General features: G+C 67.8%; 23 protein-coding genes. 12 read left to right on the plus strand and 11 right to left on the minus strand.

Annotated elements, in window-relative coordinates; translation table 11 throughout:
- Positions 1-9: 9 nt before the first annotated feature.
- From kdpB to U5805_RS18770, 8 genes are all read left to right on the plus strand, one after another.
- Entirely contained in the window at positions 10-2,094 is a 2,085-nt protein-coding gene (gene kdpB, locus U5805_RS18735) for a potassium-transporting ATPase subunit KdpB (protein WP_322105056.1), read from the plus strand.
- Between the two features lie 37 nt (positions 2,095-2,131).
- A complete protein-coding gene (kdpC, locus tag U5805_RS18740) occupies positions 2,132-2,710 on the plus strand; it encodes a potassium-transporting ATPase subunit KdpC (RefSeq protein ID WP_322104992.1) in 579 nt (192 codons plus the stop codon).
- A gap of 188 nt (positions 2,711-2,898) precedes the next feature.
- On the plus strand, positions 2,899-5,829 hold the full coding sequence (locus U5805_RS18745; protein ID WP_322104993.1) for a DUF4118 domain-containing protein: 2,931 nt from the start codon (positions 2,899-2,901) through the stop codon (positions 5,827-5,829).
- Complete coding sequence (kdpE, locus tag U5805_RS18750; protein WP_322104994.1) at positions 5,822-6,520, plus strand: two-component system response regulator KdpE; 699 nt, start codon at positions 5,822-5,824, stop codon at positions 6,518-6,520. Before U5805_RS18745 ends, kdpE begins: the two co-directional genes overlap by 8 nt.
- 164 nt (positions 6,521-6,684) lie before the next feature.
- Positions 6,685-7,005 carry a quaternary ammonium compound efflux SMR transporter SugE gene (gene sugE / locus U5805_RS18755; RefSeq protein WP_322105057.1) on the plus strand — a complete coding sequence of 107 codons (321 nt, stop codon included), beginning with the start codon at positions 6,685-6,687 and terminating at the stop codon, positions 7,003-7,005.
- Between the two features lie 262 nt (positions 7,006-7,267).
- On the plus strand, positions 7,268-7,882 hold the full coding sequence (locus U5805_RS18760; RefSeq protein ID WP_322104995.1) for a DUF4126 domain-containing protein: 615 nt from the start codon (positions 7,268-7,270) through the stop codon (positions 7,880-7,882).
- A 98-nt stretch (positions 7,883-7,980) separates the two neighbouring features.
- A complete protein-coding gene (locus U5805_RS18765; protein ID WP_322105058.1) occupies positions 7,981-10,638 on the plus strand; it encodes an ABC transporter permease in 2,658 nt (885 codons plus the stop codon).
- Positions 10,639-10,720: 82 nt separating this feature from the next.
- Positions 10,721-11,281, plus strand: coding sequence for a MarR family winged helix-turn-helix transcriptional regulator (locus U5805_RS18770; RefSeq protein WP_322104996.1), 561 nt, complete (start codon positions 10,721-10,723; stop codon positions 11,279-11,281).
- Between the two features lie 13 nt (positions 11,282-11,294).
- Here the strand turns inward: U5805_RS18770 and U5805_RS18775 are convergent, their stop codons facing one another.
- The 4 genes from U5805_RS18775 to U5805_RS18790 form a co-directional block, all read right to left on the minus strand.
- The gene (locus tag U5805_RS18775; protein ID WP_322104997.1) at positions 11,295-12,038 is read right to left on the minus strand and encodes an SDR family NAD(P)-dependent oxidoreductase; all 744 of its coding nucleotides are present in this window, start codon (positions 12,036-12,038) and stop codon (positions 11,295-11,297) included.
- Between the two features lie 119 nt (positions 12,039-12,157).
- Positions 12,158-12,631 (minus strand): aromatic-ring-hydroxylating dioxygenase subunit beta, encoded by a 474-nt coding sequence (locus U5805_RS18780; protein WP_322104998.1) that lies wholly within the window; start codon positions 12,629-12,631, stop codon positions 12,158-12,160.
- A 14-nt stretch (positions 12,632-12,645) separates the two neighbouring features.
- Complete coding sequence (locus U5805_RS18785) at positions 12,646-13,965, minus strand: aromatic ring-hydroxylating dioxygenase subunit alpha (protein ID WP_322104999.1); 1,320 nt, start codon at positions 13,963-13,965, stop codon at positions 12,646-12,648.
- 68 nt (positions 13,966-14,033) lie between these two features.
- Complete coding sequence (locus tag U5805_RS18790; RefSeq protein WP_322105000.1) at positions 14,034-15,032, minus strand: PDR/VanB family oxidoreductase; 999 nt, start codon at positions 15,030-15,032, stop codon at positions 14,034-14,036.
- 218 nt (positions 15,033-15,250) lie between these two features.
- On the opposite strand from U5805_RS18790, the gene U5805_RS18795 reads away from it, so the two are divergent.
- The 4 genes from U5805_RS18795 to U5805_RS18810 all read left to right on the plus strand — a co-directional run bounded on the left by U5805_RS18795 (position 15,251) and on the right by U5805_RS18810 (position 17,669).
- Complete coding sequence (locus U5805_RS18795) at positions 15,251-15,571, plus strand: DNA-binding protein (RefSeq protein WP_322105001.1); 321 nt, start codon at positions 15,251-15,253, stop codon at positions 15,569-15,571.
- A 146-nt stretch (positions 15,572-15,717) separates the two neighbouring features.
- Positions 15,718-16,128 carry a group II truncated hemoglobin gene (locus U5805_RS18800; protein ID WP_322105002.1) on the plus strand — a complete coding sequence of 137 codons (411 nt, stop codon included), beginning with the start codon at positions 15,718-15,720 and terminating at the stop codon, positions 16,126-16,128.
- Between the two features lie 207 nt (positions 16,129-16,335).
- Complete coding sequence (locus tag U5805_RS18805) at positions 16,336-17,070, plus strand: alanyl-tRNA editing protein (protein WP_322105003.1); 735 nt, start codon at positions 16,336-16,338, stop codon at positions 17,068-17,070.
- Positions 17,067-17,669 (plus strand): DUF924 family protein, encoded by a 603-nt coding sequence (locus U5805_RS18810; protein WP_322105004.1) that lies wholly within the window; start codon positions 17,067-17,069, stop codon positions 17,667-17,669. Before U5805_RS18805 ends, U5805_RS18810 begins: the two co-directional genes overlap by 4 nt.
- Before the next feature lie 126 nt (positions 17,670-17,795).
- Here the strand turns inward: U5805_RS18810 and U5805_RS18815 are convergent, their stop codons facing one another.
- The 7 genes from U5805_RS18815 to U5805_RS18845 form a co-directional block, all read right to left on the minus strand.
- Positions 17,796-18,542 carry an SDR family oxidoreductase gene (locus U5805_RS18815; RefSeq protein WP_322105005.1) on the minus strand — a complete coding sequence of 249 codons (747 nt, stop codon included), beginning with the start codon at positions 18,540-18,542 and terminating at the stop codon, positions 17,796-17,798.
- 64 nt (positions 18,543-18,606) lie between these two features.
- Complete coding sequence (locus tag U5805_RS18820; RefSeq protein WP_322105006.1) at positions 18,607-19,191, minus strand: TIGR00730 family Rossman fold protein; 585 nt, start codon at positions 19,189-19,191, stop codon at positions 18,607-18,609.
- 38 nt (positions 19,192-19,229) lie between these two features.
- The gene (locus tag U5805_RS18825; RefSeq protein ID WP_322105007.1) at positions 19,230-19,958 is read right to left on the minus strand and encodes a TetR/AcrR family transcriptional regulator; all 729 of its coding nucleotides are present in this window, start codon (positions 19,956-19,958) and stop codon (positions 19,230-19,232) included.
- A 274-nt stretch (positions 19,959-20,232) separates the two neighbouring features.
- The gene (locus U5805_RS18830; protein WP_322105008.1) at positions 20,233-20,802 is read right to left on the minus strand and encodes a diacylglycerol kinase; all 570 of its coding nucleotides are present in this window, start codon (positions 20,800-20,802) and stop codon (positions 20,233-20,235) included.
- A 299-nt stretch (positions 20,803-21,101) separates the two neighbouring features.
- The gene (locus U5805_RS18835; RefSeq protein WP_322105009.1) at positions 21,102-22,136 is read right to left on the minus strand and encodes a glycosyltransferase family 1 protein; all 1,035 of its coding nucleotides are present in this window, start codon (positions 22,134-22,136) and stop codon (positions 21,102-21,104) included.
- Positions 22,137-22,401: 265 nt separating this feature from the next.
- Complete coding sequence (locus tag U5805_RS18840) at positions 22,402-23,358, minus strand: UDP-2,3-diacylglucosamine diphosphatase (RefSeq protein ID WP_322105010.1); 957 nt, start codon at positions 23,356-23,358, stop codon at positions 22,402-22,404.
- A gap of 111 nt (positions 23,359-23,469) precedes the next feature.
- Complete coding sequence (locus tag U5805_RS18845) at positions 23,470-24,054, minus strand: RDD family protein (RefSeq protein ID WP_415914629.1); 585 nt, start codon at positions 24,052-24,054, stop codon at positions 23,470-23,472.
- Between the last annotated feature and the right edge of the window lie 101 nt (positions 24,055-24,155).

Here is a 24,155-nt window from a genome sequence, read left to right on the forward strand (position 1 = left end):
GAAATGAAAATGAACCAGCATAGTGCGACGCGTTCGATGTTCGATCCGGCGCTGGTGCGGCCGGCCGTCGTCGACGCGTTCCGCAAACTCAATCCGCGCACGCAGTTGCGCAACCCGGTGATGTTCTGCGTCTACGTGGGCAGCGTGCTCACGTCGATCCTCTGGGTCGCGGCGCTCGCGGGCCAGGCCGAGGCGCCCGCGGGCTTCATCCTCGCGGTCGCGCTGTGGCTGTGGTTCACGGTGCTGTTCGCGAACTTCGCCGAAGCGCTCGCGGAAGGGCGCTCGAAGGCGCAGGCCGCTTCGCTGCGCCAGGCGAAGAAGGACGTGATGGCGAAGAAGCTCAACGAGCCGCATCCGAAGGCGCCCATCCGCATCATGACGGCCTCCGACTTGCGGCGCGGCGACGTGGTGCTGGTCGAAACCGGCGACACGATTCCCGCCGACGGCGAGGTGATCGAAGGCGTGGCCTCGGTGGACGAATCGGCGATCACGGGCGAATCGGCGCCGGTGATCCGCGAGTCGGGCGGCGATTTTTCCTCGGTGACGGGCGGCACGCGCGTGCTCTCCGACTGGATCGTGGTGCGCGTGACGGCGAACCCCGGCGAGGCGTTCCTCGACCGGATGATCGCGATGGTCGAAGGCGCGAAGCGCCAGAAAACGCCCAACGAGATCGCGCTGACCATTCTGCTCGTCGCGCTCACGATCGTGCTGCTGCTGGCCACGGCCACGCTGCTGCCGTTCTCCATGTTCTCGGTGGAAGCGGCGAAGATGGGCCACGTGGTGACGATCACGGCGCTCACGGCGCTGCTCGTGTGCCTGATTCCCACGACGATCGGCGGCCTGCTCTCGGCCATCGGCGTGGCGGGCACGAGCCGCATGATGCAGGCCAACGTGATCGCCACGTCGGGCCGCGCCGTGGAAGCCGCCGGCGACGTGGACGTGCTGCTGCTCGACAAGACCGGCACGATCACGCTCGGCAACCGCCAGGCGTCGCAGTTCGTGGCCGCGCCCGGCGTGACGGAAGAAGCGCTCGCCGACGCCGCGCAGCTCTCGTCGCTCGCGGACGAAACGCCCGAAGGCCGCAGCATCGTCGTGCTCGCCAAGCAGCGCTTCAACATTCGCCAGCGCGACATGCACGCGTTGCAGGCGACTTTCCTCGCGTTCAGCGCGCAAACGCGCATGAGCGGCGTGGACCTCGCCGATCGCGAAATCCGCAAGGGCGCCGCCGACGCCGTGAAAAACTACGTCGAAGCCAACGGCGGCCGCTTCCCGGCCGACGTGAGCCATGCCGTGGACGACGTGGCGCGGCGCGGCAGCACGCCGCTCGTGGTCGCCGAGAAGCACGACGGCGCGGCGCGCGTGCTGGGCGTGATCGAACTGAAGGACGTGGTGAAGGGCGGCATCAAGGAGCGCTTCGCCGAGCTGCGCAAGATGGGCATCAAGACCGTGATGGTGACGGGCGACAACCGCCTGACCGCCGCCGCGATCGCCGCCGAAGCCGGCGTGGACGACTTTCTCGCCCAGGCCACGCCCGAAACCAAGCTCGCGACCATTCGCGAACATCAGGCGCAAGGCAAGCTCGTGGCGATGACGGGCGACGGCACCAACGACGCGCCCGCGCTCGCGCAAGCCGACGTGGCCGTGGCGATGAACACGGGCACGCAGGCGGCGAAGGAAGCGGGCAACATGGTCGATCTCGATTCGAACCCGACCAAGCTCATCGAGATCGTCGAGATCGGCAAGCAGATGCTCATGACGCGCGGCTCGCTCACGACGTTTTCCATCGCCAACGACGTCGCCAAATACTTCGCGATCATTCCGGCCGCGTTCGCCACGACCTATCCGCAACTGAACGCGCTCAACGTGATGCATCTCGCCACGCCCGCGTCGGCGATCCTTTCGGCGGTGATCTTCAACGCGCTCATCATCGTGCTGCTGATTCCGCTCGCGCTCAAGGGCGTGAAGTACCGGCCGCTCGGCGCCGCGGTCCTGCTGCGCCGCAATCTGCTGATCTACGGTCTCGGCGGCATTCTCGTGCCCTTCGCGGGCATCAAGCTGATCGACATGGTGCTCGCGGCGTTCGGCTGGGTCTAAGCCGTTCAAGGCCTCCACGGAATATAAGGACTTCGAAATGAAATCGCAGATTCGCCCCTTGATCGTGATCTTCGCCGTGCTCACGGTCGTCACGGGGCTCGTGTATCCGGGCGTGATGACGGCGTTCGGCCAGGCGGTGTTCCATCGCGAGGCCAACGGCAGCCTCCTGGAAGCGGACGGCAAGGTCGTGGGCAGCGCGCTGATCGGCCAGCAGTTCGACGCGCCGCGCTACTTCTGGGGCCGCCTCTCGGCGACCTCGCCGATGCCGTACAACGCGCAGGGCTCGTCGGGCTCGAATTTCGGGCCGACCAACCCCGCGCTCGCCGACGAGGTGAAAGGCCGTATCGCCGCGCTCAAGGCCGCGGGCACCGATGTCTCGCAGCCGGTTCCCGCCGATCTCGTCACCTCGTCGGGCAGCGGTCTCGATCCCGAGATTTCGCCGGCCGCCGCCGCTTATCAGGTCGCGCGCGTGGCGCAGGCGCGGCACATGAACGCGAACGACGTGCAGGCGCTCGTGGACCGCTACACGAAAGGCCGCCAGTTCGGCGTGTTCGGCGAGCCGCGCGTGAACGTGCTCGAACTCAATCTCGCGCTCGACGGCAAAGCCGCGAGCTGATGCGGCCATGACGCATACCGCGCGCGGTATCCGATGACGGCGCGCGGCACCCGATGACCGCGCGCGGTCCAGCTGCGGTTTCGCGGCGGTTTTACGAGCCTTTTCACAGCCTGTTTGCCAATTGCGCGCCACGGTGAGACGATCGCTCGTGGCGCTTTTTTCAATCCGCGCAAATCCATCGACCCCGCATGAATCGCCCCGATCCCGACGAACTGCTCGACCGTCTGCAACGCGACGAGGAAAAGCGCCGCCGCGGCAAGCTGAAGATTTTCTTCGGCGCTTCGGCGGGCGTCGGCAAGACCTATGCGATGTTGCAGGCCGCGCGCCGGCTCGCGGACGACGGCGTGGACGTCGCGGTCGGTATCGTCGAAACGCACGGGCGCGGCGAAACCGCCGCGCTCACGCAAGGGCTCGACGTGCTGCCGCGCCAGCGCCTCGCCTATCGCGGGCGGCGGATCGACGAATTCGATCTCGACGCGGCGCTCGCGCGCAAGCCGCAGTTGATGCTCGTCGACGAACTGGCGCACTCGAACGTGCCGGGCGCGCGCCACCTGAAACGCTGGCAGGACGTGGTCGAACTGCTCGACGCGGGCATCGACGTGTACACGACCGTCAACGTGCAGCACCTCGAAAGTCTCAACGACGTGGTCGGGCAAATCACCGGCATCCGGGTGATGGAAACCGTGCCCGACCGCGTGTTCGATCACGCCGACGAAGTGACGCTCGTCGATCTGCCGGCCGAGGAACTGCTCGACCGCATGCGCGACGGCAAGGTGTATCTGCCCGCGCAGGCCGAGCGCGCGGTGCGCAACTTCTTTCGCAAGGGCAACCTGATCGCGCTGCGCGAACTCGCGCTGCGTCGCACCGCCGACCGCGTGGACGCGCAGATGCGCGAATATCGCGCCGACCGCTCCATCCAGCGCGTGTGGCAGGCGCGCGAGCGTTTGCTCGTGTGCGTGGGGCCGGGCGGCGAGGCCCATGCGCTCGTGCGCGCGGCGGCGCGGCTCGCGGCCAGCCTGCGGGCCGACTGGATTGCCGTGTACGTGGAAACGCCCAGGCTCCAGCGCCTGCCCGACGCGATTCGCGAGCGCACGCTCGGCGCACTCAAGCTCGCCTCCGAACTGGGCGCGGAAACGGCCACGCTCGCGGGCGATGACGCCGCCGCCACGCTGGTCGGCTATGCGCGGCTGCGCAACGTGTCGAAGCTGGTCGCGGGCGGGGCGGTGCGCGCGGGTTTTTCGCGCTGGCTCAAGCGCCCGTTCGTCGAGCGTCTGGCCGCGAAGGCCGGCGATATCGACCTCACGCTCGTGCGGGCGAACGAAGGCGCCGCCCGCGCCGGCGAGTCTCGCGCGCCCCATGCCGCCGCGCGGGCGGCCGGCGCCTGGCGCGACGCGCTCGCGGCGGGCGGCGCGCAGCGTTCGCCGCCGCGCGCTTATGCGGCGGCGCTCGTGATCTGCGCCTGCGTGACGGTCGTGGCGAGCCAGTTGATCGACCGCATCGATCTCGCGAATCTCGTCATGCTGTATCTGCTCGGCGTGATTTTCGCGGCGGTCAAGCTCGGGCGCGGTCCCGGCGTGATGCTCTCGTTCGCGAGCGTGGCGGCCTTCGACTTTTTCTTCGTGCCGCCGCGCATGTCGCTGTCGGTCACGGACACGCAATATCTGCTCACGTTCGTCGGCATGCTGCTCACGTCGCTCGTCATCAGCCATCTCACGTCGAGCCTGCGCCGCGAAGCGAGCGTCGCGCACCGCCGCGAGCAGCGCACCGGCGCGATGTACGCGATGGCGCGCGAACTGGCCGCGGCGCTCACCACCGAGCAGATCGTCGCGATCGGCAGCCGGCACGTGAGCGAGGTGTTCGGCGCGCGCGTGGCGCTGTTGCTGCCCGATAGCGCCGACAAGGTCCAGCAGAAAGTGGAGGAGCCCGATCCGCAGATCATGCTCGACGCGGCGAGTCTCGACGTGGACGTCGGCCAGTGGGTCTACGACCAGCAAAAGCCGGCCGGACGCGGCACCGACACGCTGCCCGCCGCCGCCGCGCGCTACCTGCCGCTCAAGGCGCCCATGCGCACGCGCGGCGTGCTGGCCGTGATTCCGCGCGACGCGGGCGAGCTTCGGGTGCCCGAGCAGCAGCGCATGCTCGACGCGTTCGCCGCGCAGATCGCGCTCGCGCTCGAACGCGTGCATTACGTCGACATCGCGCGCGACGCGCTCGTCAGCATGGAGTCCGAGCGCCTGCGCAACTCGCTGCTTTCGGCCATTTCGCACGACTTGCGCACGCCGCTCACGTCGATCGTCGGGTTTTCGTCGATGCTCGCGCAAACGCACGAGCCCGCCGACGCGCGCGACCCGCGCGAGAGCGAACTGATCGAGGCGATCCACGACGAGGCGCTGCGCATGACCGGCATCGTCACGAATCTGCTGGACATGGCGCGCCTTCAGGCGGGCAGCCTCAAGCTCAACCGCCAGTGGACGCTGCTGGAGGAAACCGTGGGCGCGGCGCTGGCCGCGTGCCGCCGCGTGCTCGCGCGTCATCCGGTGCGCGTGAATCTGGAAGCGGGGCTGCCGCTGCTGCAACTCGACGCCGTGCTGATGGAGCGCCTGTTCGCGAACCTGCTCGAAAACGCGGCCAAATACACGCCCGCCGACACGCCGCTGACCATCGCGGCGCGGCGCGTGGAGGCGGCGGACGGCGCGCCGCGCGTGCGCGTGTCGATCGACGACAACGGGCCCGGCTTGCCGCCCGGCATGGGCGAGCGCGTGTTCGAGAAGTTCACGCGCGGCGAGAAGGAGTCGGCGAAACCGGGCATCGGGCTCGGGCTCGCGATCTGCCGCGCGATCGTGGAGGCGCACGGCGGTACAATCGGCGCGGCCAATCGCGTGACGGCCGACGGCCGCGTGCAGGGCGTGTCGTTCTGGTTCACGCTGCCCGTCGAGCCGCCGCCGCCGTTGCCGAGCGACGCCGCCGATCTGGAGGCCGATGCCGATGCCGCAGCGCAAGCCGCTTCCGCTTCCGATGTCGATGTCGATGTCGATGTCGGCGCGGAGCGCCGCGCCGCCGCGGAACCTGCCACTCAACCTGCCGCTCAACCCGCCGATCCCAAACACATTCATGAGTGATCCGAGCGTCTCCGTCGTCCTGATCGAAGACGAAAAGCAGATTCGCCGTTTCGTGCGCGCCTCGCTCGAAGGCGAGGGCATGGTGGTACACGACGCCGAAACCGGCAAGCAGGGGCTCGTGGAGGCGGCCACGCGCAAGCCCGATCTCGTGATCGTCGATCTCGGTTTGCCCGACACCGACGGCCTCGACGTGATCCGCGAACTGCGCGGCTGGAGCGACTTGCCCGTGATCGTGCTTTCCGCGCGCACGCAGGAAACCGAGAAAGTGGCCGCGCTCGACGCCGGCGCCGACGATTACCTCACCAAGCCGTTCGGGGTGTCGGAATTGCTCGCGCGCATCCGTGCGCAGTTGCGGCGGCGCAATCGCAGCAACGCGACCGAGGCGCCGCTCGTGAGCTTCGGCGCGGTGAGCGTCGATCTGGGTTTGCGCCGGGTCACGCGCGAAGGCGCGCCCGTGCATCTCACGCCGATCGAATACCGTCTGCTCGCCACGCTCGTGCGCGATGCCGGGCGCGTGCTCACGCACCGGCAATTGCTGCGCGAGGTGTGGGGGCCGTCGCATGTGGAGAGCAGCCACTATCTGCGCATCTACATGGCGCATCTGCGGCAAAAGCTCGAACGCGACCCCGCGCAGCCCGAGCACATCGTCACCGAAACGGGCGTGGGTTATCGGCTCGTCGGCGCGCAGTAGGTAGACGTTTGCAGCGGATCGGCGTAAAAGGGCGGGAAAAGAGCGAGAAAAGGACGAGAAAGCGCGGCGAAAGCGCAGGTTGTGTTAAATTACGTCACTGTAAGGACGGCCTTGCGCATTTTCTCAAACCGGGGACGGCCCCATTTTTTGGTGGAGCGTCTCTCGTGTGCTGGTTTCTTCTTCTCATCGCCGGCCTGCTCGAAGTGGCATGGGCGGCCGGTCTCAAGACCTCTGAAGGTTTCACGCGGCTCTGGCCGTCCGTTTTCACGGTCGTGACGGCGCTCGTCAGCTTCGGGCTGCTCGCGATGGCCATGCGCCAATTGCCGCTGGGCACCGCCTATGCGGTGTGGACGGGCATCGGCGCGGTGGGCGCGTTCGTGTTCGGCATCGTCATGATGGGCGAGGCGGTGAGCGCGGCGCGGATCGCCAGCGCGACGCTGATCGTGCTCGGCATCGTTGGCCTTAAGCTGACGTCGGCCGCCTGAGACCGCCAGCCGCGCGCGCTGAAATCGCGCCGCCGCGCCCCGCGCCGCTGCGGCGCCGGTGCCGACGCGGGCGCCACGCGCACTGGCGCGCGTGCGCAACACGGCGGCGGTGCGGCGGCGAGCGTGGCTATAATGGAACCGTCATATCCCGAAAACTTTCCGTGCCGCTTCGTGCGGCGGGCGCGCGCGTCCTCCCGAGGGCGCCGGCGCCCGCCAGGCGGCGCGGCGCAAGGCCCCGGCCACGCCACGCGAGGAGGCAGCCATGCTGGAACCACTTTCGCTCGCGGCGGGCCTGTCGTGGGGCAGCGGCCTGCGCCTCTACCTCACCGTATTGATGGCGGGCGTATTGCAGCGCCTGGGCTTCATCCATCTTCCCGACACGCTCGCCGTGCTGGGTTCGCCGTGGGTGATCGGCATCGCGGGCGCGCTCACGGTGCTCGAATTTCTCGCCGATAAAGTCCCCGCGCTCGACTCGCTGTGGGACGCCGTGCATACCTTCATCCGGATTCCGGCGGGCGCCGTGCTCGCGGCCGGCGCGCTCGGCCACGCCGACCCGGCGCTGCTCACCGTCGCCGCGCTCGCGGGCGGCACGCTCGCCGGCACCGCGCATCTCGCCAAGGCGGGCACGCGCGCGCTCATCAATCTGTCGCCCGAACCGGTGTCGAACGTCGTGACCTCCACCGCCGAGGACGGCCTGACCTTCGTCGGCGTGTTGCTCGCCTTCTTCGTGCCGCTGCTGTTCCTCGTGATGGTCGTGGGTTTCCTCGTGCTGGCCGCGTGGGCGCTGCCGCGCCTGTGGCGCGGCGTGCAGGGCGGCTTTCGCGGCATGGCCACGCACATGGTCTCGCGCCTGTCCTTGCGAGGGCGTCACGATTGAGCGGTTCCTCCTCGCCCGGCTCGTCCACGTCCGGGCCGCGCCGCGCGGCCCTGCGCCCGACGCCCTCCTGGCCCGATCTCGTGCGCCTTGCCGCGCAAATGACGGCGCGCGACTGGCGCGCGGGCGAGCTGACGATGCTGCTGCTCGCGCTCGTGCTTGCCGTGGCGGCGCTCGCGAGCGTGGGTTTTCTCGCCGATAGGTTGCAGCGCGGTCTCGAACGCGACGCGCGCCGCATGATCGCGGCCGACTTCATCGTGCGCGCCGATCATCCCGTCGATCCGGCTTTCGCGAACGAGGCGAAGTCGCTGGACTTGCGCACCGCGACCACGGCGATTTTCCCGAGCATGGTGAGCGCGGGCGCGAGCCATCGCGCTGCTTCGTCGAACGCGGATTCGAACGCGGATTCGAACGCGCGGGCAAACGCAGGAGCAAACGCAAAGCCAAACCCGCAGGCAAACGCACAAGCAAACGCACAAGCAAACGCACGACTCAATACCCAGGCCGGCGCGGCCCCGAACGTCCAGGCTCCCACGCGCCTTGCGGCGGTCAAGGCCGTTTCGGCGGGCTATCCGTTGCGCGGCGCCTTGCGTATCGCCGATCGACCCGGCGGCCCCGACCGCGAAGCGCAGGGCATTCCGCCGCCCGGCACCGTCTGGGTCGACGACGAACTGCTCGACGCGCTCAAGCTGCATGTCGGCGATGCGGTGAAGGTCGGCACACGCAGCTTCGTCATCAGCGCGATCATCACGCGCGAACTCGATCGCGGCTTCTCGTTCGTCAACTTTTCGCCGCGCCTGATGATCCGCGCGGACGAGATCGCGTCGACGGGCTTGACCGGCTACGGCAGCCGCGTGACCTACCGCCTGCTGGTGGCGGGCGCCGACGCGAACGTGGCGCGCTTCGCCGCGTTCGCCCACACCCAGGCGGACGGCGGCAAGATGCGCGGCGTCGTGCTCGAGTCCTTGCAGGACGGCCAGCCGCAGGTGCGCCAGACGCTCGATCGCGCGCGCCATTTCCTCACGCTCGTTTCGCTGCTGACGGCGCTGCTCGCGGCCGTGGCGATCGCCATGGCCGCGCATCGCTATACGCGCCGCCATCTCGACGGCTGCGCGGCCATGCGCTGCCTCGGCGCGAGCCAGCGCACGCTGCGCTCGATCTTCGTGCTCGAATTCGCCGGGCTCGGTCTCGCGGGCGGCGCGATCGGCGTGGCGCTCGGCTATGCGGGGCACCTTGCGCTGCTCGCGTGGCTCGGCAATCTCATCGACGTCGTGCTGCCGTATCCGGGGCCGCTGCCCGCGATCGAAGGCATCGCCGCCGGTCTCGTGCTGTTGCTGGGCTTCGCGCTGCCGCCGCTGCTGCCGCTCACGCGCGTGCCGCCCGTGCGCGTGCTGCGCCGCGAGTGGGGCGACGAAGGGCGCGCCGCGTGGGCCGCGTATGGCGTGGGCATCGCGCTGTTCGCGGGCCTGCTCGTGGTCGCGGCGGGCGAGTTGAAGCTCGGCGGCATCGTCGCCGGCGGTTTCGCCATCGGGCTGCTGGTGTTTGCCGGCATCGCGCGCATTGCGCTCTGGTGCGCGGCGCGCGTGGCGCGCAGCGAGCGGCTGGGCGGGCAGGGGCGCGCGGGCGTGGGCTGGCGTTACGCGCTGGCTTCGCTGGAGCGGCGGCCGGGTGCGAGCGCCTTGCAGATCACGGCGCTTGCCATCGGCCTCATGTGCCTGCTGCTGATCGCGATGACGCGCAACGATCTCGTCGAAGGCTGGCGCAAGTCCACGCCGCCTGATGCGCCCAACGAATTCCTCATCGACATCCAGCCCGATCAGCGCGACGCCGTGGCCGCGTGGCTCGCCTCGCACGGCATCGGCGACAGCGCGCTGGAGCCGATGGTGCGCGGCCGCCTCATCGCCATCAACGGCCGCGCCGTGAATCCCGATCAGTACAAGGACGAGCAGGCGCGCCGGCTCGTGGACCGCGAGTTCAATCTCTCGTACACGACCAAGCTGCCCGACGACAACCGCCTGACGGCGGGCGCGTGGTACGGCGATTCGAGCGCGCCGCAGCTTTCGATCGAGCAGGGGCTCGCGAAAATCCTCGGCGTGAAGCCCGGCGACGTGCTCAAGTTCGACGTGACCGGGCTCGAAGTGTCGGCGCCCGTGACGAGCGTGCGCAAGCTCGACTGGGGCTCGTTCAAGGTCAACTTCTTCGTGCTGATGCCGCCCGCGCTGCTGCACGATTTTCCGGCCACCTACATCACGAGCTTCCACTTGCCGCCCGCGCGGCGCGGCGTGGTCGACGGGCTCGTCGCGCAATATCCGAACGTGACCGCCATCGACATCGCGCCGATTCTCGCGCAGATCGAGCGCGTGCTCGAACAGGTGATCGGCGCGGTGCAGTTCCTGTTTCTCTTCACGCTCGCGGCGGGCGTGCTCGTGCTCTATGCGGCGCTCGCGGGCACGCGCGACGAGCGCATGCGCGAGTCGGCGCTGCTGCGCGCGCTGGGCGCATCGCATCGGCAGGTGCGCGCGGTGCAGGTGGCCGAGTTCCTTTGCGTGGGCGCGCTGGCGGGCTTGATGGCCGCGACCGGCGCGCAGGTCGTCGGGTCGATACTGGCCACGCGCGTGTTCGAGTTTTATCTCGCGTTCGATCCTTGGCTCGTGCCGGCCGGCGTGGCGGCGGGCGTGCTGTGCGCGGGCGTGGGCGGCTGGATCAGCCTGCGGCACGTGCTCGCGCGGCCCGCGTTGCAGTCGTTGCGCGACGCCTGACGATGCATGAGGGCGCAGACGATGGCGCGGTCCTGGCGCGCCGCGCTGCGTGTATGATGCCGGGGCTTCTTCCGCCCATGCCATGACCACCGAAACGATCAAGCCGCGCCGCGCGAAGGCCGCGGCCGCCCGCGCCCGAACCGCAACCGAAGCCGCGCCCGAAGCCGCGCCCGAAGCCGCGCCCGAAGCCGCGACCCAAGCCGCGACCCAAGCCGCGCCCGCGCGCTTTCTCGACACCTATCTGGCCGCACTGCTCGCGCGCGCCAGCAGCCTCATTTCCGACGAATTTCACGCCACGCTCGCGCGCAAGAAAATCCCCGCGCTGCAATGGCGCGTGCTCGCGTGTCTTTCCGACGGGCCATTGCCGATGGGCGATCTCGGCCGCTTTATCCTCGCGAAGCAGCCGACCGTGAGCAAGCTCGTCGACCGCATGGAAGCGGCGGGGCTCGTCGAGCGCCAGGAAGATCCCGCGAGCCGCCGCCGCACGCTGGTCGCGCTCACGGCCAAAGGCGGCGCGCTGGCCGCCGAACTCGTGGCGCTCGCGCTGGAGCACGAAGCTTCGGTGCTGCTGCCGTTTCCGGCCGAAACCACGCAGATTTTCATCGACGTGCTGCGTCAACTGATCGCGCAGCATTCAAGGTGACGCCGGCGGCCGTTCAAAGCGCGAGACTGCCCGTGCTCGTGCCGCCGCACACGTAAAGCGTTTGCCCCGTGATGAAGCCGTTTTCGGGCGCGGCGAAAAACATCGCGGCGCGCGCGACGTCGTCGGGTTGGCCGAGGCGGCCGACGGGAATGCCGGCGGCGATCTGCGCGACTTTCGGGCTGCCAGCGGGCACGATCTCATGGAACATGCCGGTCTGGACCGGGCCGGGCGCGATGGCGTTTGCGGTCACGCCGAGCGGCCCGAGTTCGAGCGCCCAGGTGCGCACGAGGCCGAGCATGCCGGCCTTCGTTGCCGAATACACGGTGCGCGTGGCGAGGCCGAGCGCCGCGCGCGACGAGATCAGCACGAGGCGGCCAAAATGCGCGGCCTGCATCGCGGGCAGCATGGCCTGCGCGAGCGCGATGGGCGCGCCCAGGTGCAGGTTCGTGAGCGCGCCGAGATCGTCGTGCGAGACATCGGCCAGCAGCGCGGGGCGAATCACGCCCGCGTTGTGGATCAACGTGGTGGGCGCGTGGTGCGCACGGCTCGCGGCGACTTCGGCGGCGGCCTCGCGCGTGGCTCGGGCATCGCAGAGATCGACTTCGAGCGCGTGCAGCCGCGCGTGGCCCGGCGCGTTGCTGCGCCGGTCGAGCGAGATCACTTCGTAGCCCGCCGCGAGCAGATGTTCGACGATCGCGCGGCCGATGCCCGCGTTGCCGCCGGTGACGATTGCCGCCAAGGTTGAGGTCGTTTGCATCGTGTCGCTCCTTTCGTCAGGGCAGCACCACGAGGAAGTCGTGGTCGGGAAAGCGTGCGGCGCTCGCCGCGAACGCGGTATGCACGGAGGGAAAGGAAAGCGTATCGCTCACGCGGGCCTCACAGAAAAAGCTGAACGGAGGGCAGCGCCGCTTCGCAGTTGAGCAGGTCGACGCGCTTTTCGCGCAGGCGCAGCGTGCCGTTTTCGTCGACGAGATGATGACGCGCGACGCCCGTGAGCACGAGTTGTTCGTCCGCGCGCGCTTCGGCATAAAAGAACGGCGTGCGCAGGCGATAGCCCTCGGCGCTCGCAAGTTCGATCTCGGGCCGTTGCAGGACGTGCTGGCAACGGCTTTCCGGCTGCTGCGAATAGGCGCGCGGCTGCTTGAGGCGTTCGATGCGCAGCTTGAGCAGCAGGCGATCCTCGTACATCAGCGAGGCGTGGTTGAGGCCGTCCTGCTGATCGTGTACGAGCGGAACCCAGTAAAGGCCGTTTTCGGCGAAGAGTTCGTACCATGCGTCGAAGCGTTTCTCGTCGAGCAGGCGCGCTTCGCGGTACACGAAGTCGATCAAGGTGTCGTGGGAGATCGTCATCAAGGGCTCCGCGTTTAGTCGTGCGCGTGCGGGGCCATGTAGCGCGCCCACGCACGAAACTGGTTGCGCATCGAGATTTCGCTCGTGCCGTTCACGGTCAGGTCTTTCGCGCCGGTTTCTTCGGGACGATAGTCGCGGTGCAGGCTGACCCAGTCGTTGCCGTTCGCGGCAAGTCCTTCCTGGATCGCGCGGTACGCGTGCAGGTCGTCGTGGCCGACCACGGACATCGGCGAGTTGATGAGGCGCGAGTAGGTGAGCGTGCGTTGCAGCAGCGCGTCGGGCGCGCCCTTGAGGCGAAACGTCCACGACTCGATCACCGTTTTGTCTGGCGCGATGGGCCGCACCACGCGTATTGCCTGAATCGCGCCCTTGATCGTGAGGCTCGGGTAATAGACGGTGTTGTGGCGCGAGGTGCCGAGCACGCTTTGCGCCTTGGCTTCGCCCCAGGCTTCCACGAGCTGTTGCTCGTATTCGGGCAGCGACGAATAGCTCGAATGGATCGAGAAGTTCACGCCCGTGTAGCTATGGCCGTTTTCGAACACGCGCACGCCCATGCCGTCGAAGAACGCGTAATCGGAAACGAAGGGCACGAACTGCTCGATGGCCATGGGCTTGGGCTCGTCGGCGGGCTTGCCCTCCCAAAGCTTTTTGGCGGTGCCAGCCGAGGACTCGTGCGCGACCATCGGATGCATCGTGTCGTTGAGATTTTCGACGAACATCTTCCAGTTGCAGTTGTGTACGTAGCGCAGGCAGCCGCCCGCGATTTCGAGTTCGCCTTCGGGCGAACGGTCGGCCATGTTGTCGATGGACGAGAGCGAGTCGCCAAAATAATCGAGAAAACTCGGGCCTTCTTCGGCAAGGCGCACGAACACGAAGCCGCGGTAGGTTTGCACGTTGGCGAGGGCGGTTAGTCCTTGCCCGGAGGGACATTCGTTCAGGCGCGTGGTTTCGTAGCCGCTCTTGAGCGGAATGGCGAGCGGCTTTCCATCGGTTCTATAGGTCCAGGCATGATACGGACACCGAAAGAATTTCCCGGTGTTGCCGCTGGGCGCGCCGACGAGTTTCGCGCCTTTATGCGCGCAGCGGTTCATCAGCACGCGCAGGCTGCCGTCGGCCTGACGCACCATCACGAGCGGTTGTTTCGCGATATCGACGCTCAGATAGTCGCCCGCATGAGGCACCTGGCTCGCGTGACCGACGTAAATCCAGGTGCGGCTGAATAGCCGCTCCATTTCCAGGTCGAACACTTCCTGGTCGAGATAGACGTCGCGATGCACCTGGTCCGGCTCAACGAGCGCGGCAAGCGCGGCGTGATCTTCGCGGTAGCGTGGCATGAGAATCTCCCGTGGGGAAAGGGCGCGGCGGGTTTGGCGCCGGGCTGATGCGTGAAGCCTGGGCGTCTTTATGCGTCGATCACGAGCCGCGCCGCGCGCGAACGCGACACGCAAACGTGCATGACCTTGCCCGCGCGCTTTTCGCTTTCGCTCAGGCAGTAATCGCGATGATCGACTTCGCCTTCGATTACGCCGACCTGGCATACGCCGCATTCGCCGCGTTTGCAGTCGTAGAGCGGGTCGAGTCCGGCGTCGAGCATGGCATCGAGAATGGATTGCGCGGGTGCCACGCGCAACGTGACGTTCGACTGCCGGCATTCGACTTCGAAAGCCGTGTCGCTGTCTTGAGGCGCGCCGGCGGCGAACAGTTCCGAGCGGATGCGCTCGCGCGGCCAGCCGCGCGCCGTGGCGAGCGCAATCGTTGCGTCGATCAAACCTTGCGGGCCGCACACGTAGATCGGTTGCGCGGGCTCGAGCGTGTCGAGCAGCCGCGCGAGATCGAATCGATCCAGTTCGGACTGCTCATCGTCGCCGTAAAGATGCAGCGCCTCGTTGCACAGCGCGCGCAGTTCGCCGGCGAAAGCGAGCTGCGCCTTCGCGCGTCCCGTGTAATGCAGCGCGAACTTGCGTCGTTGCGCGAGCAGCGCGCTTGCCATCGACGCAATCGGCGTGATGCCGATGCCGCCCGCGATCAGCACCGCGTTGTCTTGTTCGTCGAGCGCAAACGCATTCACAGGGGCGGTGATGCGCAGTGTGTCTCCGGCGCGCACTTGGGTGTGCATATGCAGCGAACCGCCCGCACCGCGGTCTTCACGGCGCACGGCCAGCAAATAGTGATCGGGCGCCGTTTGCGCTTGCGTGTGCGGCGCGAGGTTGACGAGCGAATACGCGCGCCAGTCCTCGCCTTGCGGCGTGCGGACCTGCACGCGAACATGCGCGCCCGCGCGGTAGCCCGGCAGCGCGCGGCCGTTGACGGCGCGCAGGCGAAACGCGCTGACGTGCGCGGTGAGCGGCGTGACGGCTTCGACGATGACCTCGAAGCTGCCGGCAGGATGGGCTGCGCTCATGCCGTGGCTCCTCGAGCGAAGGCGGGTGTCATGGGGCGTCTCCTTGCCGCGTTGGGTTGCACGGCGGTTGCGTCGACGCAGCGCGAGGCTGCGTGGATTCTCGCGATAACTATGCGGTAGCTACGCGCTAACTACGCGTTAACCCTTTAGATGCGAATATATGAAAATTCATGTTTTTTATTGGATAATGAAAATATTCGACTGTCAAGGCGATCACGATGAACGACGAAGGAGGGCACGATGCGGCCGCGGTCTCGATCGCGGGCGGCGAGGTGCTGTTTCCGGCGCGTTATCGCTGCCCGCATTGCGGCGCGGCCGGGTTCGCGAGCCAGGATGCGCCGCGGGGCGTGATCGAGGAAACCACGGTGGTGCGTCGCCGCGTGGACGCCGGCTCTGCGGGCGACGTCTGTCTCGCGAGGGTGCGCACGGCGGGCGGCGTGGTCGTGATCGCGCGGCTCGATGCGGCGTTGCCGGTCGGCACGACCGTGGCGCTTTTCGTCGACGATCGTCATCGGGTGCTCGCGCGCGCGGCGGCGTGAAATGCGCGTGGAGCGCACGCTGACCGGCCGCGCGCCGCTATGCGAAAATCGCGGATTCGCAGCGGCGCGCGCGGATGTGCATGAATGTGCGCGAATATGCGTGAACGCGTGCGCCGCTGCTCTCCCTTTTGCCGTGATGAAACCGTATGACCGATCCAGCCGACGAAGCGCCGACGCAACCCACCGCGTTCGAACTCATCGGCGGCGAGGCGCGCGTGCGCGAACTCGTCGACCGTTTCTATGACCTGATGGACCTCGAGGCCGAATTCGCGGGCATTCGCGCGCTGCATCCGCCAACGCTCGACGGCTCGCGCGACAAAACCTTCTGGTTCCTGTGCGGCTGGCTCGGCGGCCCGGACCACTATATCGAGCGCTTCGGGCATCCGCGCTTGCGCGCGCGCCACCTGCCGTTCGCGATCGCCTCCTCGGAGCGCGACCAGTGGCTGCGCTGCATGGCGTGGGCGATGCAGGACATCGGCTTGCCCGAGCCGCTGCGCGAACGCCTGCTGCATTCGTTTTTCGATACCGCCGACTGGATGCGCAACCGGCCGGGTTGATCGGCGTCGATGGCCAAGTGTGCCGGCGTGCGCGCCGGTACAGTCCGGCAGCGGCACGCGCGGGCCGTTCGGCGGCCGGTTAAGCGATGTGCCCATAATGGCCGCTCGCGCTCGGCGCTTCGATCGCGCCGCTTCGATCGAGCCAGTCGATAACACCGGCCGCTCGCGCTCGGCGAGCCCATCAACATGCATGACAGGAGACCCACGATGACGACCACCCGCGCGCTCTTTCGCGACGACGCCTATCTCACGCACTGCGACGCCACCGTGCTCGCTGTCGGCGAGGACGGCGTGCGGCTCGACCAGACCGTGTTCTATCCGCTCGGCGGCGGCCAGGCGGGCGACAGCGGCGCGCTCGTGCTCGAGAGCGGCGAGCGCATCGTGATCGCCGATACGCGCAAGGCAAAATTCGAAGGCGCCACGCCCGACGACGCGCTGCACGTTCCCGCGCCGGGCCAGGAAGCGCTGCTCGCGCGTCTCGCGGCGGGCGAGCGCGTGCGCGCCGAGATCGACTGGGCGCGCCGCCATCGGCATATGCGTCTGCATACGGCGAGCCACCTGATGTGCGCGGTGCTGCCGTATGCCGTGGACGGGTGCAGCATCACGACCGACTACGCGCGTCTGGACTTCGCGACGGTCGAGCCGATCGGGCGCGAACAGGTGGAAGCCCGGCTTGCCGAACTCGTCGCGGGCAAGCATACGGTGGCGACCGAATGGATCACCGACGACGAAATGGCGCAGCGCCCGGAACTCGTGCGCACGATGAGCGTGAAGCCGCCGATGGGACTCGGGCGCGTGCGTTTGCTGCGCATCGAAAACGTGGATTTGCAGCCGTGCGGCGGCACGCACGTGCGAAACACGGAGGAAATCGGCGCGTTGCGCGTCGCGAAGCTGGAGAAGAAAAGCGCGCGCACGCGCCGCCTCGTGCTGGAACTCGCGTGAGCGGCAACGCGCTCGATGCGCGGGCGCGCGAGGTGCTCGACTTCTGGTTCGGCGCGGCGGGTTCGCCCGAGCGCGGCCGGGAGCGCAAGCTCTGGTTTCGCAAGCGCGAGGCGTTCGACGTGCAACTGCGCGAGCGCTTCGGCGCGTTGCTCGAAGCGGCGCGCGCGGGCGAATGCGACGCGTGGTGCGCGACGCCCGAAGGTGCGCTCGCGCTCGTGATCGTGCTCGACCAGTTTTCGCGCAATTGCCTGCGCGGCACGCCGCAAGCCTTTTCCGCCGATGCCAAGGCGCTCGCCGTTGCGTGCGCGATGGTCGAAAGCGGCGCGGACCGGCGGCTGCCCGACGCGTATCACCGCGTATTCGCCTATATGCCGTTCGAGCATGCGGAGTCGATGGAAATGCAGCGCGAGTCGCTGCGCCTTTTCGGCGAGCTGGCGAAACAGCCGGCGCCGGGCCTGGCGGGTTTTTACGATTACGCGCGCCGCCATGCCGAAGTGATCGAGCGCTTCGGGCGCTTTCCGCACCGCAATGCGTTGCTGGGGCGCGCATCGACAGAAGCCGAACTCGCATTCCTGCGCGAGCCCGGTTCGCGGTTTTGAGGCGAGCGCCGCGCGGCGGTGGAAGCGGCGGCGAAAGCGGCGGCGGAACCGCTGGCTAAAATCAACGGCCGAAACCAGCGGCTAAAACCAGCAGCTAAAACCGGCGGCTAAAACCGGCGGCCCGAATCAACGCCCGCCGCTTACGTCGAGGATCGCGCCCGTCACGTACGAAGCGGCGTCGCTCAACAACCACACGATCGTTTGCGCTACTTCCTCGGCACTGCCCGGGCGGCCGAGCGGCGTTTGCGCGCCGAGCACGGCAGCGCGGTCGGGGCGGCCGCCGCTCGCGTGAATCTCGGTGTCGATCAGGCCGGGGCGCACGGCGTTCACGCGCACGCCTTGCGGCCCGAGTTCCTTCGCCAGCCCGAGCGTCATGGTGTCGACGGCGCCCTTGGACGACGCGTAATCGACATATTCGTTCGGTGCGCCCAGCCGTGCCGCCGCCGACGACACGTTCACGATGGACCCGCCGTCGCCGCCGCGATCCTTCGACATGCGCCGCGCCGCTTCGCGCGCGCACAGGAACGCGCCGTACACGTTCACGTCGAATATGCGCTTGAGGCGCTCGGCGCTCATGTCCGCGACCTGGCTGCCCGGCGCGACGATGCCCGCGTTGTTCACGAGCGCGTCGATGCGTCCGTATGCCGTTTCGAGCGCGTCGAACATGGCGATCACGTCGGCTTCGCTCGCCACGTCGCCGCGCAGCACGCGCGCGCGGCCGCCGGCGCGGCCGACTTCGGCGGCGGTTTCGTCGGCGGCCGGTTCGTTGCGCAGATAGTTGACGCCTACGGTCCAGCCCTGCGCGCCCAGCAGTTGCGCCGTCGCGCGGCCAATGCCGCGCGCGGCGCCCGTGATCAGAACGACCTTGCTCATGGCGATGCGCCCATTGTTGCGATGCGGTTGAGGAAACGGCGTGCTCGCGCCGGCTGACGCGCGCCTACACGTTCTCGCGCAAATCGGCCCACTTGTCCTTCGCCGGCGCGTGATACCGCGAGAGCTTCGCGAGCAGCGCCGCGGGATCGGCGTCCACTTGCAGCATCTCGCGGTAGGTTTCGCGCATGAAGCCTTCGCGCACGGTGTGGTCGAGCAACGCCATGAGCGGATCGTAAAAGCCGCCGATGTTGAGCACGCCCACCGGCTTGCGGTGATAGCCGAGCTGCGCCCACGTATAGACCTCGAACAGTTCCTCGAGCGTGCCCGCGCCGCCCGGCATCGCCACGAAGGCGTCCGAAAGGTCGGCCATCATCTTCTTGCGATGATGCATGTCGGGCACGACGTGCAGCTCGGTGAGGCCCGCGTGGCCCACTTCCTTGTCGACCAGCAGCTCGGGAATCACGCCGATGGCGCGTCCGCCGTTCTGCATGACCGTGTCGGCGATCACGCCCATCAGGCCGACCTTGCCGCCGCCGTAAACGAGCGCGAGGTCCGCGGCGACGAGCGCGCGGCCGAACGCCTGCGCGGCTTCGGTATAAAGCGGTCTGGCTCCGTGCGAGGAGCCGCAATAAACGCAAACGGCTTTCATGCGTGTGCTGTCCTGTATGCGGGAAACGTGCGGCGGCTTCAGCCGCGATTGTCCTTGGCGCCGGCGGCGCTCGCGCCTTCGCGCGGCGGCAGGTAGTCGTAGAACTCGCGCTTGGCGAGCTTGCCGGAAACCAGGTCGTCGAAGAGTTCGCGCGCGCGGCCGCGCAGGTACGGCGCCATCAGCGAGACGATCTGCACGCTCACCTGATGCAGTTCGTCGCGAATCGCTTCCTGGTCGTTGTACTTGCGCGGGTTCATCACGAACTGGTACGAGAGCCAGTACGTGGCGATCACGCCGATATTGGTGGCGATCACGGCAATCTCGGCGGGCGTGGCCACCATGTCGCCGTCCTCGAGCAGTTGTTCGCAGAACTGCTGCGCGAAGTGTACCTTGTGGCTGATGATCTGCTTGAAGTGCATTTCCAGCGTGCGGTTGCGCGCGAGGAGATCGTTCAGGTCGCGATAGAGGAAGCGGTAGCGCCAGGTGAAATCGACCATGTATTGCAGGTATGCCCACATTTCGTCGATGGTGGCGCGATGGTCCTCGGGGAAACGCAGACGCTTTTCGATCTCCTGCTCGAACTGGCTGAAGATGCTGTTGATGATGTCGTCTTTGTTGCGGAAGTGGTAGTACAGGTTGCCTGGACTGATCTCCATTTCCTCGGCGATGGTCGTCGTGGTGACGTTCGGCTCGCCGATCTCGTTGAACAGTTTCAGCGACAGCTCGAGAATCCGTTCGCGTGTACGGCGGGGAGGTTTGGCTTCCATGTCGTCCGGCCCTGAAAAAGCAGTACCGGGCCAAAACGCTCGCAATGGCTGCGCGCGTGGCCCGGATGCGGTTGGTCTTTTTTAAGACTGTCGTTCGATTATAAACCGACGGCCTGGCGCGAAACGGCGAGCGTGGGCGGGCGTGAGTCGCGGCGGCGCGTGCCGGGCGGAAAACGATGCGGGGAAAAGCGCGAGGCGTGACCCGTGACCCCGAGCCCGTGACCCGTGACCCGATAGCCGGAGGCGCTTGCCGCGCTTCGGGCGCTCGCAGTGCCTATAGCGCTTGCAGCCAGCGCAGCAGCGGCGGCCCGTAGTGCGGCACGAGGATGAGGCCCCACGTCATGACGCAGAGCGCGAGCGCGACAGTCACGGCCGCGCTGCCGAGGTCCTTCGCGCGCCCGGACAGCTCGTTGCGTTCGAGGCCGATGCGATCGACGGCATTTTCGATGCTCGAATTGAGCAGCTCGACGATCAGCACAAGCATGACGGAGCCGAGCAGCAGCACGCGCTCGACCGGCTCGACGGGAATGAACACGCCCGCCGGCACGAGAATCGCCGCGAGCGTGAGTTCCTGGCGGAACGCGCTTTCCTCGCGAATCGCCACGCGAAAACCCTTGATCGAATACTTGAGCGCATGCCACGCGCGCGTGATGCCGCGATTGCCCTTGTACGGGTTGAAGGGCAGCGGCGCGAGCGGATCGTCGGGGCCGAGCGGTTCGTGCAGATGCGGCGGCTCCTGCGCTTCCTGCTGCCTGCGCGTGGAGGAGGAGGCGCCCGCGCGCGCGGCGCTCGGGCGCGCCGGCGCGTTCGCGGAACGCAGCGGAGGAGGCGGTCGTGGCGTCATGACGGTGCGCGTGGGGGTTGCGGTAGCGCTCGCGTGCGAGCCGGTTCCGCGCGCGTGCGGGTGAGTCTCGCTTGCGTGGGAGCCGGTATCGCAGCCGCCGCTACCGCACTCAGTACCGCAGCCGGTATCGCACGCCGTATTGCGCCCAGTATCGCGCCCAGTATCGCCCCCGTGAGAGCGAGTATCGCACTCGTGCGAGGGGCTTGCGCCGCGCGCGTCCTGCGGGTTGGCTTCGCGCGCGGCGTCCGCGGCTTGCCTGACGGTCGAATGGCGGGTCATGCGGGTGGGCGGCCTCGCGCTTAGGCCGCCGCGCTTTTCGTCTGCATCGTCGAACTCGGGCGCGGCTTGAGATGCGAGGCGAACTGCTCCGACGCCGCGCGCCACGAGAAACGCTCGGCCCAGGCGCGCGCGTCGGCGCGATCTATCTTGAGCGCTTCGAGACACGCTTCGCGCAGGTCCTCGTTCATCGCTCCGGCGTTGCTGTGCTCGCCGAGCACGTCGATCGGACCCGTGACCGGATACGCCGCCACCGGCGTGCCGGTCGCGAGCGCTTCGAGCAGCACGAGGCCGAAGGTGTCGGTGCGGCTCGGGAACACGAATACGTCGGCGGCGGCATAGACCTTTGCGAGCTCGGGCTGGCTCAGCACGCCCAGATAGTTCGCCTGCGGATAGCGCGACTTCAGCTCGGCGAGCGCGGGGCCTTCGCCGCACACCCACTTCGAGCCGGGCAGATCGAGCCTGAGAAACGCTTCGACGTTCTTCTCGACGGCCACGCGGCCCACGTAGAGGAAAATCGGCCGCGCGGTGTTGAGCACCTTCGACTCCATCGGCCGGAAAATGTCGAGATCCACGCCGCGCGTCCACAGCACGACATTGGTGAAGCCGAACTTCTCGAGGTCCGCCTTCACGACGGGCGTGGGCGCCATCACCGCGAGCGACGGCTTGTGGAACCAGCGCAGGAAGCGATAGGTCGCCGAAAGCGGAATGCCGAAGCGCGCCTGCACGTACTCGGGAAAGCGCGTGTGGTACGCCGTGGTGAACGGCAGGTCGTGGTCGATCGCGTAGCGGCGCGCGGCAAGACCGAGCGGCCCTTCGGTCGCGATATGGATCGCGTCGGGGCCGAACGCGGCAATGCGCTCGCGCAGGTGGCGCCGCGGCAGCAGCGAGAGGCGGATCTCGGGATACGTGGGGCACGGCACCGTGCGGAATTCGAGCGGCGTGAGCAATTCGACCTGATGCCCGAGCGCGGTCAGCTCGCGCGTGGTGTTCTTCAGCGTTCGAACCACGCCGTTGACTTGCGGCTCCCATGCATCGGTCACGATCATGATCTTCATCGGTCTGCGGCCCTCGGATAGTGCTCGGTGGTGTTGTGACTGCGTTGCTGATGCGGTTTTTGATGCGGTTTTTGATGCGGTTTTTCGGTGCGGTTTCCGGTGCGCTTGATGCGCGCTTCCTGGGCGCTTCATGCGCGCTTCGTGGCCGCTTCGTGGCCGCTTCGCTGCGCCAGCGTCGGCGCGTGCTCGCGGTCGATCGGCGAGGCCGGGCGCGCCCAACATGCGCGTCCTTGACGATTCGAGCCGTTCGGGCCGCCCTGCGCGCTCAGGCGCTGACCCGCGCCTTGCGCGTGGACGCCTGCACTTGCGGAGCTTTCATCACCGTCCAGTTGACGATGCGCAATTCGCCCTCGAAGGTTTCGACGAGCGCGGTGAGGCTTTCGACCCAATCGCCGTCGTTGCAATACAGCACGCCGTCGATCTCGCGGATTTCGGCCTTGTGAATGTGCCCGCACACCACGCCGTCGCAGCCGCGGCGGCGCGCTTCGTCGGTCATCACGCGCTCGAACGACGAGATGAAGTTCACGGCGTTCTTCACCTGATGCTTGAGGTACTGCGAGAGCGACCAGTACTGGAAGCCGAGCCTGGCGCGAATGCGGTTGAACCAGCGGTTGAGCAGCAGGATCAGCGTGTATGCGGAGTCGCCGAGATACGCGAGCCACTTCGCATGCTGGATCACGCCGTCGAAGAGATCGCCGTGCACGACCCAGAGACGCTTGCCCGAGAGCGTCGTGTGAAACGCTTCCTCGCGCACGTGGATGTCGCCGAACGCGAGATTGCAGAACTGGCGCGCGGCTTCGTCGTGATTGCCGGGGATGTAGACGACCTGGGTGCCCTTGCGCGCCTTGCGCAGGATTTTCTGCACGACGTCGTTGTGCGCCTGCGGCCAGTACCAGCCTTTGCGCAGTTGCCATCCGTCGATGATGTCGCCCACGAGGTACAGATATTCCGACTCGTTGTGGCGCAGGAAGTCGAGCAGATACGACGCCTGGCAGCCGCCCGTGCCCAGATGGATGTCGGAGAGCCAGATGGTGCGGTAGCGGGTGGGATCGGGATGATCGTCGTCGGAGCCGCCGGTGGCGGGCGCGGCGTCGAGCGCCGAAGCGGGAGCAAGCGGTGGGGAGAAGGGCGCGACGTTCGGAAGCGGATCAAAGTCGGCGGGGTCGGTGCCTCGGCCGGTGGTTTGCCGGAACAGGGCGGTCGCGGACGTCTTCTGGGCCATGGCACACGCGGCAGGTTGCAATACGCGCATTCCAACCTGCGGGCGTGACCGTGCCGTGACAGTCACAAGAAGGTCTTGTTACGTGCGCCTTGCGGGCGGCGCGGCGCCGGCTCAGGTGCGCGTGTGCGTGCGCGCGACGGCGACGATGCGCGTGCCCGCGATGCGGTCGTGCGGGAACTGCCGGTCGGCCGCGAAACGCGCGCTAGCGGCCCAGATCGCGAACCACGCGGCTTCGAGCGCGAGCGTGTGCGGAATCGACAGATCGAAGAGGGGATGCAGCGCGAGCGGCGGCAGGAACCACAGCCACGCGGCCGCATAACGCGCGATCGCGCGCGCGACGGAAGGCGGCGTGCCGTCCGGGCCGACCACGCGCAGGCGCCAGGTTTTCATCGGCAAGGTTTGGCCGCTCTTGTGCCAGAAACCCGCGAAGTACGCGCCCGCGACGAGCACGATCCACCCGGCCATGAGGTTGTGATGCGTGTAGCCGTTGCGCTGCTGAAGCACGAGGCTAAAGGCGAGGCCGGCGGCGAAGATCACGCCGAACAGCAGCACGCTCTCGTAGAGCAGCGCGGCAAGACGGCGGCGGATGGAGACGGGCAAAGGCGAAGGCGGCGAAGGCGATGAAGGCGGCGGCGCGGCGCCGCTATCGGCGTTCGCGGGCGTCGGGAGGGTCGAGGCCGGGGCGCTTTCGGACACGGTGCGGTCGATTCGGAAGAGAACGTAAAGCGGGATTTCCGAAGCATAACCGCGAACGCGCAGGCCGCTCGACGGGGTTTACGCGCCTTTTCGCGAGGCTT

This window comes from Paraburkholderia sp. J41 (assembly GCF_905220235.1).
Taxonomy (GTDB): Bacteria; Pseudomonadota; Gammaproteobacteria; order Burkholderiales; family Burkholderiaceae; genus Paraburkholderia.

Bases quoted from the DNA above. Each gene is read 5' to 3' on its own strand.
- U5805_RS18825 (WP_322105007.1), bottom strand. From the start codon at position 19,958: ATGGAAGCCAAACCTCCCCGCCGTACACGCGAACGGATTCTCGAGCTG.
- U5805_RS18795 (WP_322105001.1), top strand. From the start codon at position 15,251: ATGAACGACGAAGGAGGGCACGATGCGGCCGCGGTCTCGATCGCGGGC.
- kdpB (WP_322105056.1), top strand. From the start codon at position 10: ATGAACCAGCATAGTGCGACGCGTTCGATGTTCGATCCGGCGCTGGTG.
- U5805_RS18790 (WP_322105000.1), bottom strand. From the start codon at position 15,032: ATGAGCGCAGCCCATCCTGCCGGCAGCTTCGAGGTCATCGTCGAAGCC.
- U5805_RS18760 (WP_322104995.1), top strand. From the start codon at position 7,268: ATGCTGGAACCACTTTCGCTCGCGGCGGGCCTGTCGTGGGGCAGCGGC.
- U5805_RS18775 (WP_322104997.1), bottom strand. From the start codon at position 12,038: ATGCAAACGACCTCAACCTTGGCGGCAATCGTCACCGGCGGCAACGCG.
- U5805_RS18815 (WP_322105005.1), bottom strand. From the start codon at position 18,542: ATGAGCAAGGTCGTTCTGATCACGGGCGCCGCGCGCGGCATTGGCCGC.
- U5805_RS18785 (WP_322104999.1), bottom strand. From the start codon at position 13,965: ATGCCACGCTACCGCGAAGATCACGCCGCGCTTGCCGCGCTCGTTGAG.
- U5805_RS18835 (WP_322105009.1), bottom strand. From the start codon at position 22,136: ATGAAGATCATGATCGTGACCGATGCATGGGAGCCGCAAGTCAACGGC.
- U5805_RS18745 (WP_322104993.1), top strand. From the start codon at position 2,899: ATGAATCGCCCCGATCCCGACGAACTGCTCGACCGTCTGCAACGCGAC.
- U5805_RS18840 (WP_322105010.1), bottom strand. From the start codon at position 23,358: ATGGCCCAGAAGACGTCCGCGACCGCCCTGTTCCGGCAAACCACCGGC.
- U5805_RS18770 (WP_322104996.1), top strand. From the start codon at position 10,721: ATGACCACCGAAACGATCAAGCCGCGCCGCGCGAAGGCCGCGGCCGCC.
- U5805_RS18830 (WP_322105008.1), bottom strand. From the start codon at position 20,802: ATGACGCCACGACCGCCTCCTCCGCTGCGTTCCGCGAACGCGCCGGCG.
- U5805_RS18800 (WP_322105002.1), top strand. From the start codon at position 15,718: ATGACCGATCCAGCCGACGAAGCGCCGACGCAACCCACCGCGTTCGAA.
- kdpE (WP_322104994.1), top strand. From the start codon at position 5,822: ATGAGTGATCCGAGCGTCTCCGTCGTCCTGATCGAAGACGAAAAGCAG.
- U5805_RS18805 (WP_322105003.1), top strand. From the start codon at position 16,336: ATGACGACCACCCGCGCGCTCTTTCGCGACGACGCCTATCTCACGCAC.
- U5805_RS18820 (WP_322105006.1), bottom strand. From the start codon at position 19,191: ATGAAAGCCGTTTGCGTTTATTGCGGCTCCTCGCACGGAGCCAGACCG.
- U5805_RS18780 (WP_322104998.1), bottom strand. From the start codon at position 12,631: ATGACGATCTCCCACGACACCTTGATCGACTTCGTGTACCGCGAAGCG.
- U5805_RS18765 (WP_322105058.1), top strand. From the start codon at position 7,981: ATGACGGCGCGCGACTGGCGCGCGGGCGAGCTGACGATGCTGCTGCTC.
- kdpC (WP_322104992.1), top strand. From the start codon at position 2,132: ATGAAATCGCAGATTCGCCCCTTGATCGTGATCTTCGCCGTGCTCACG.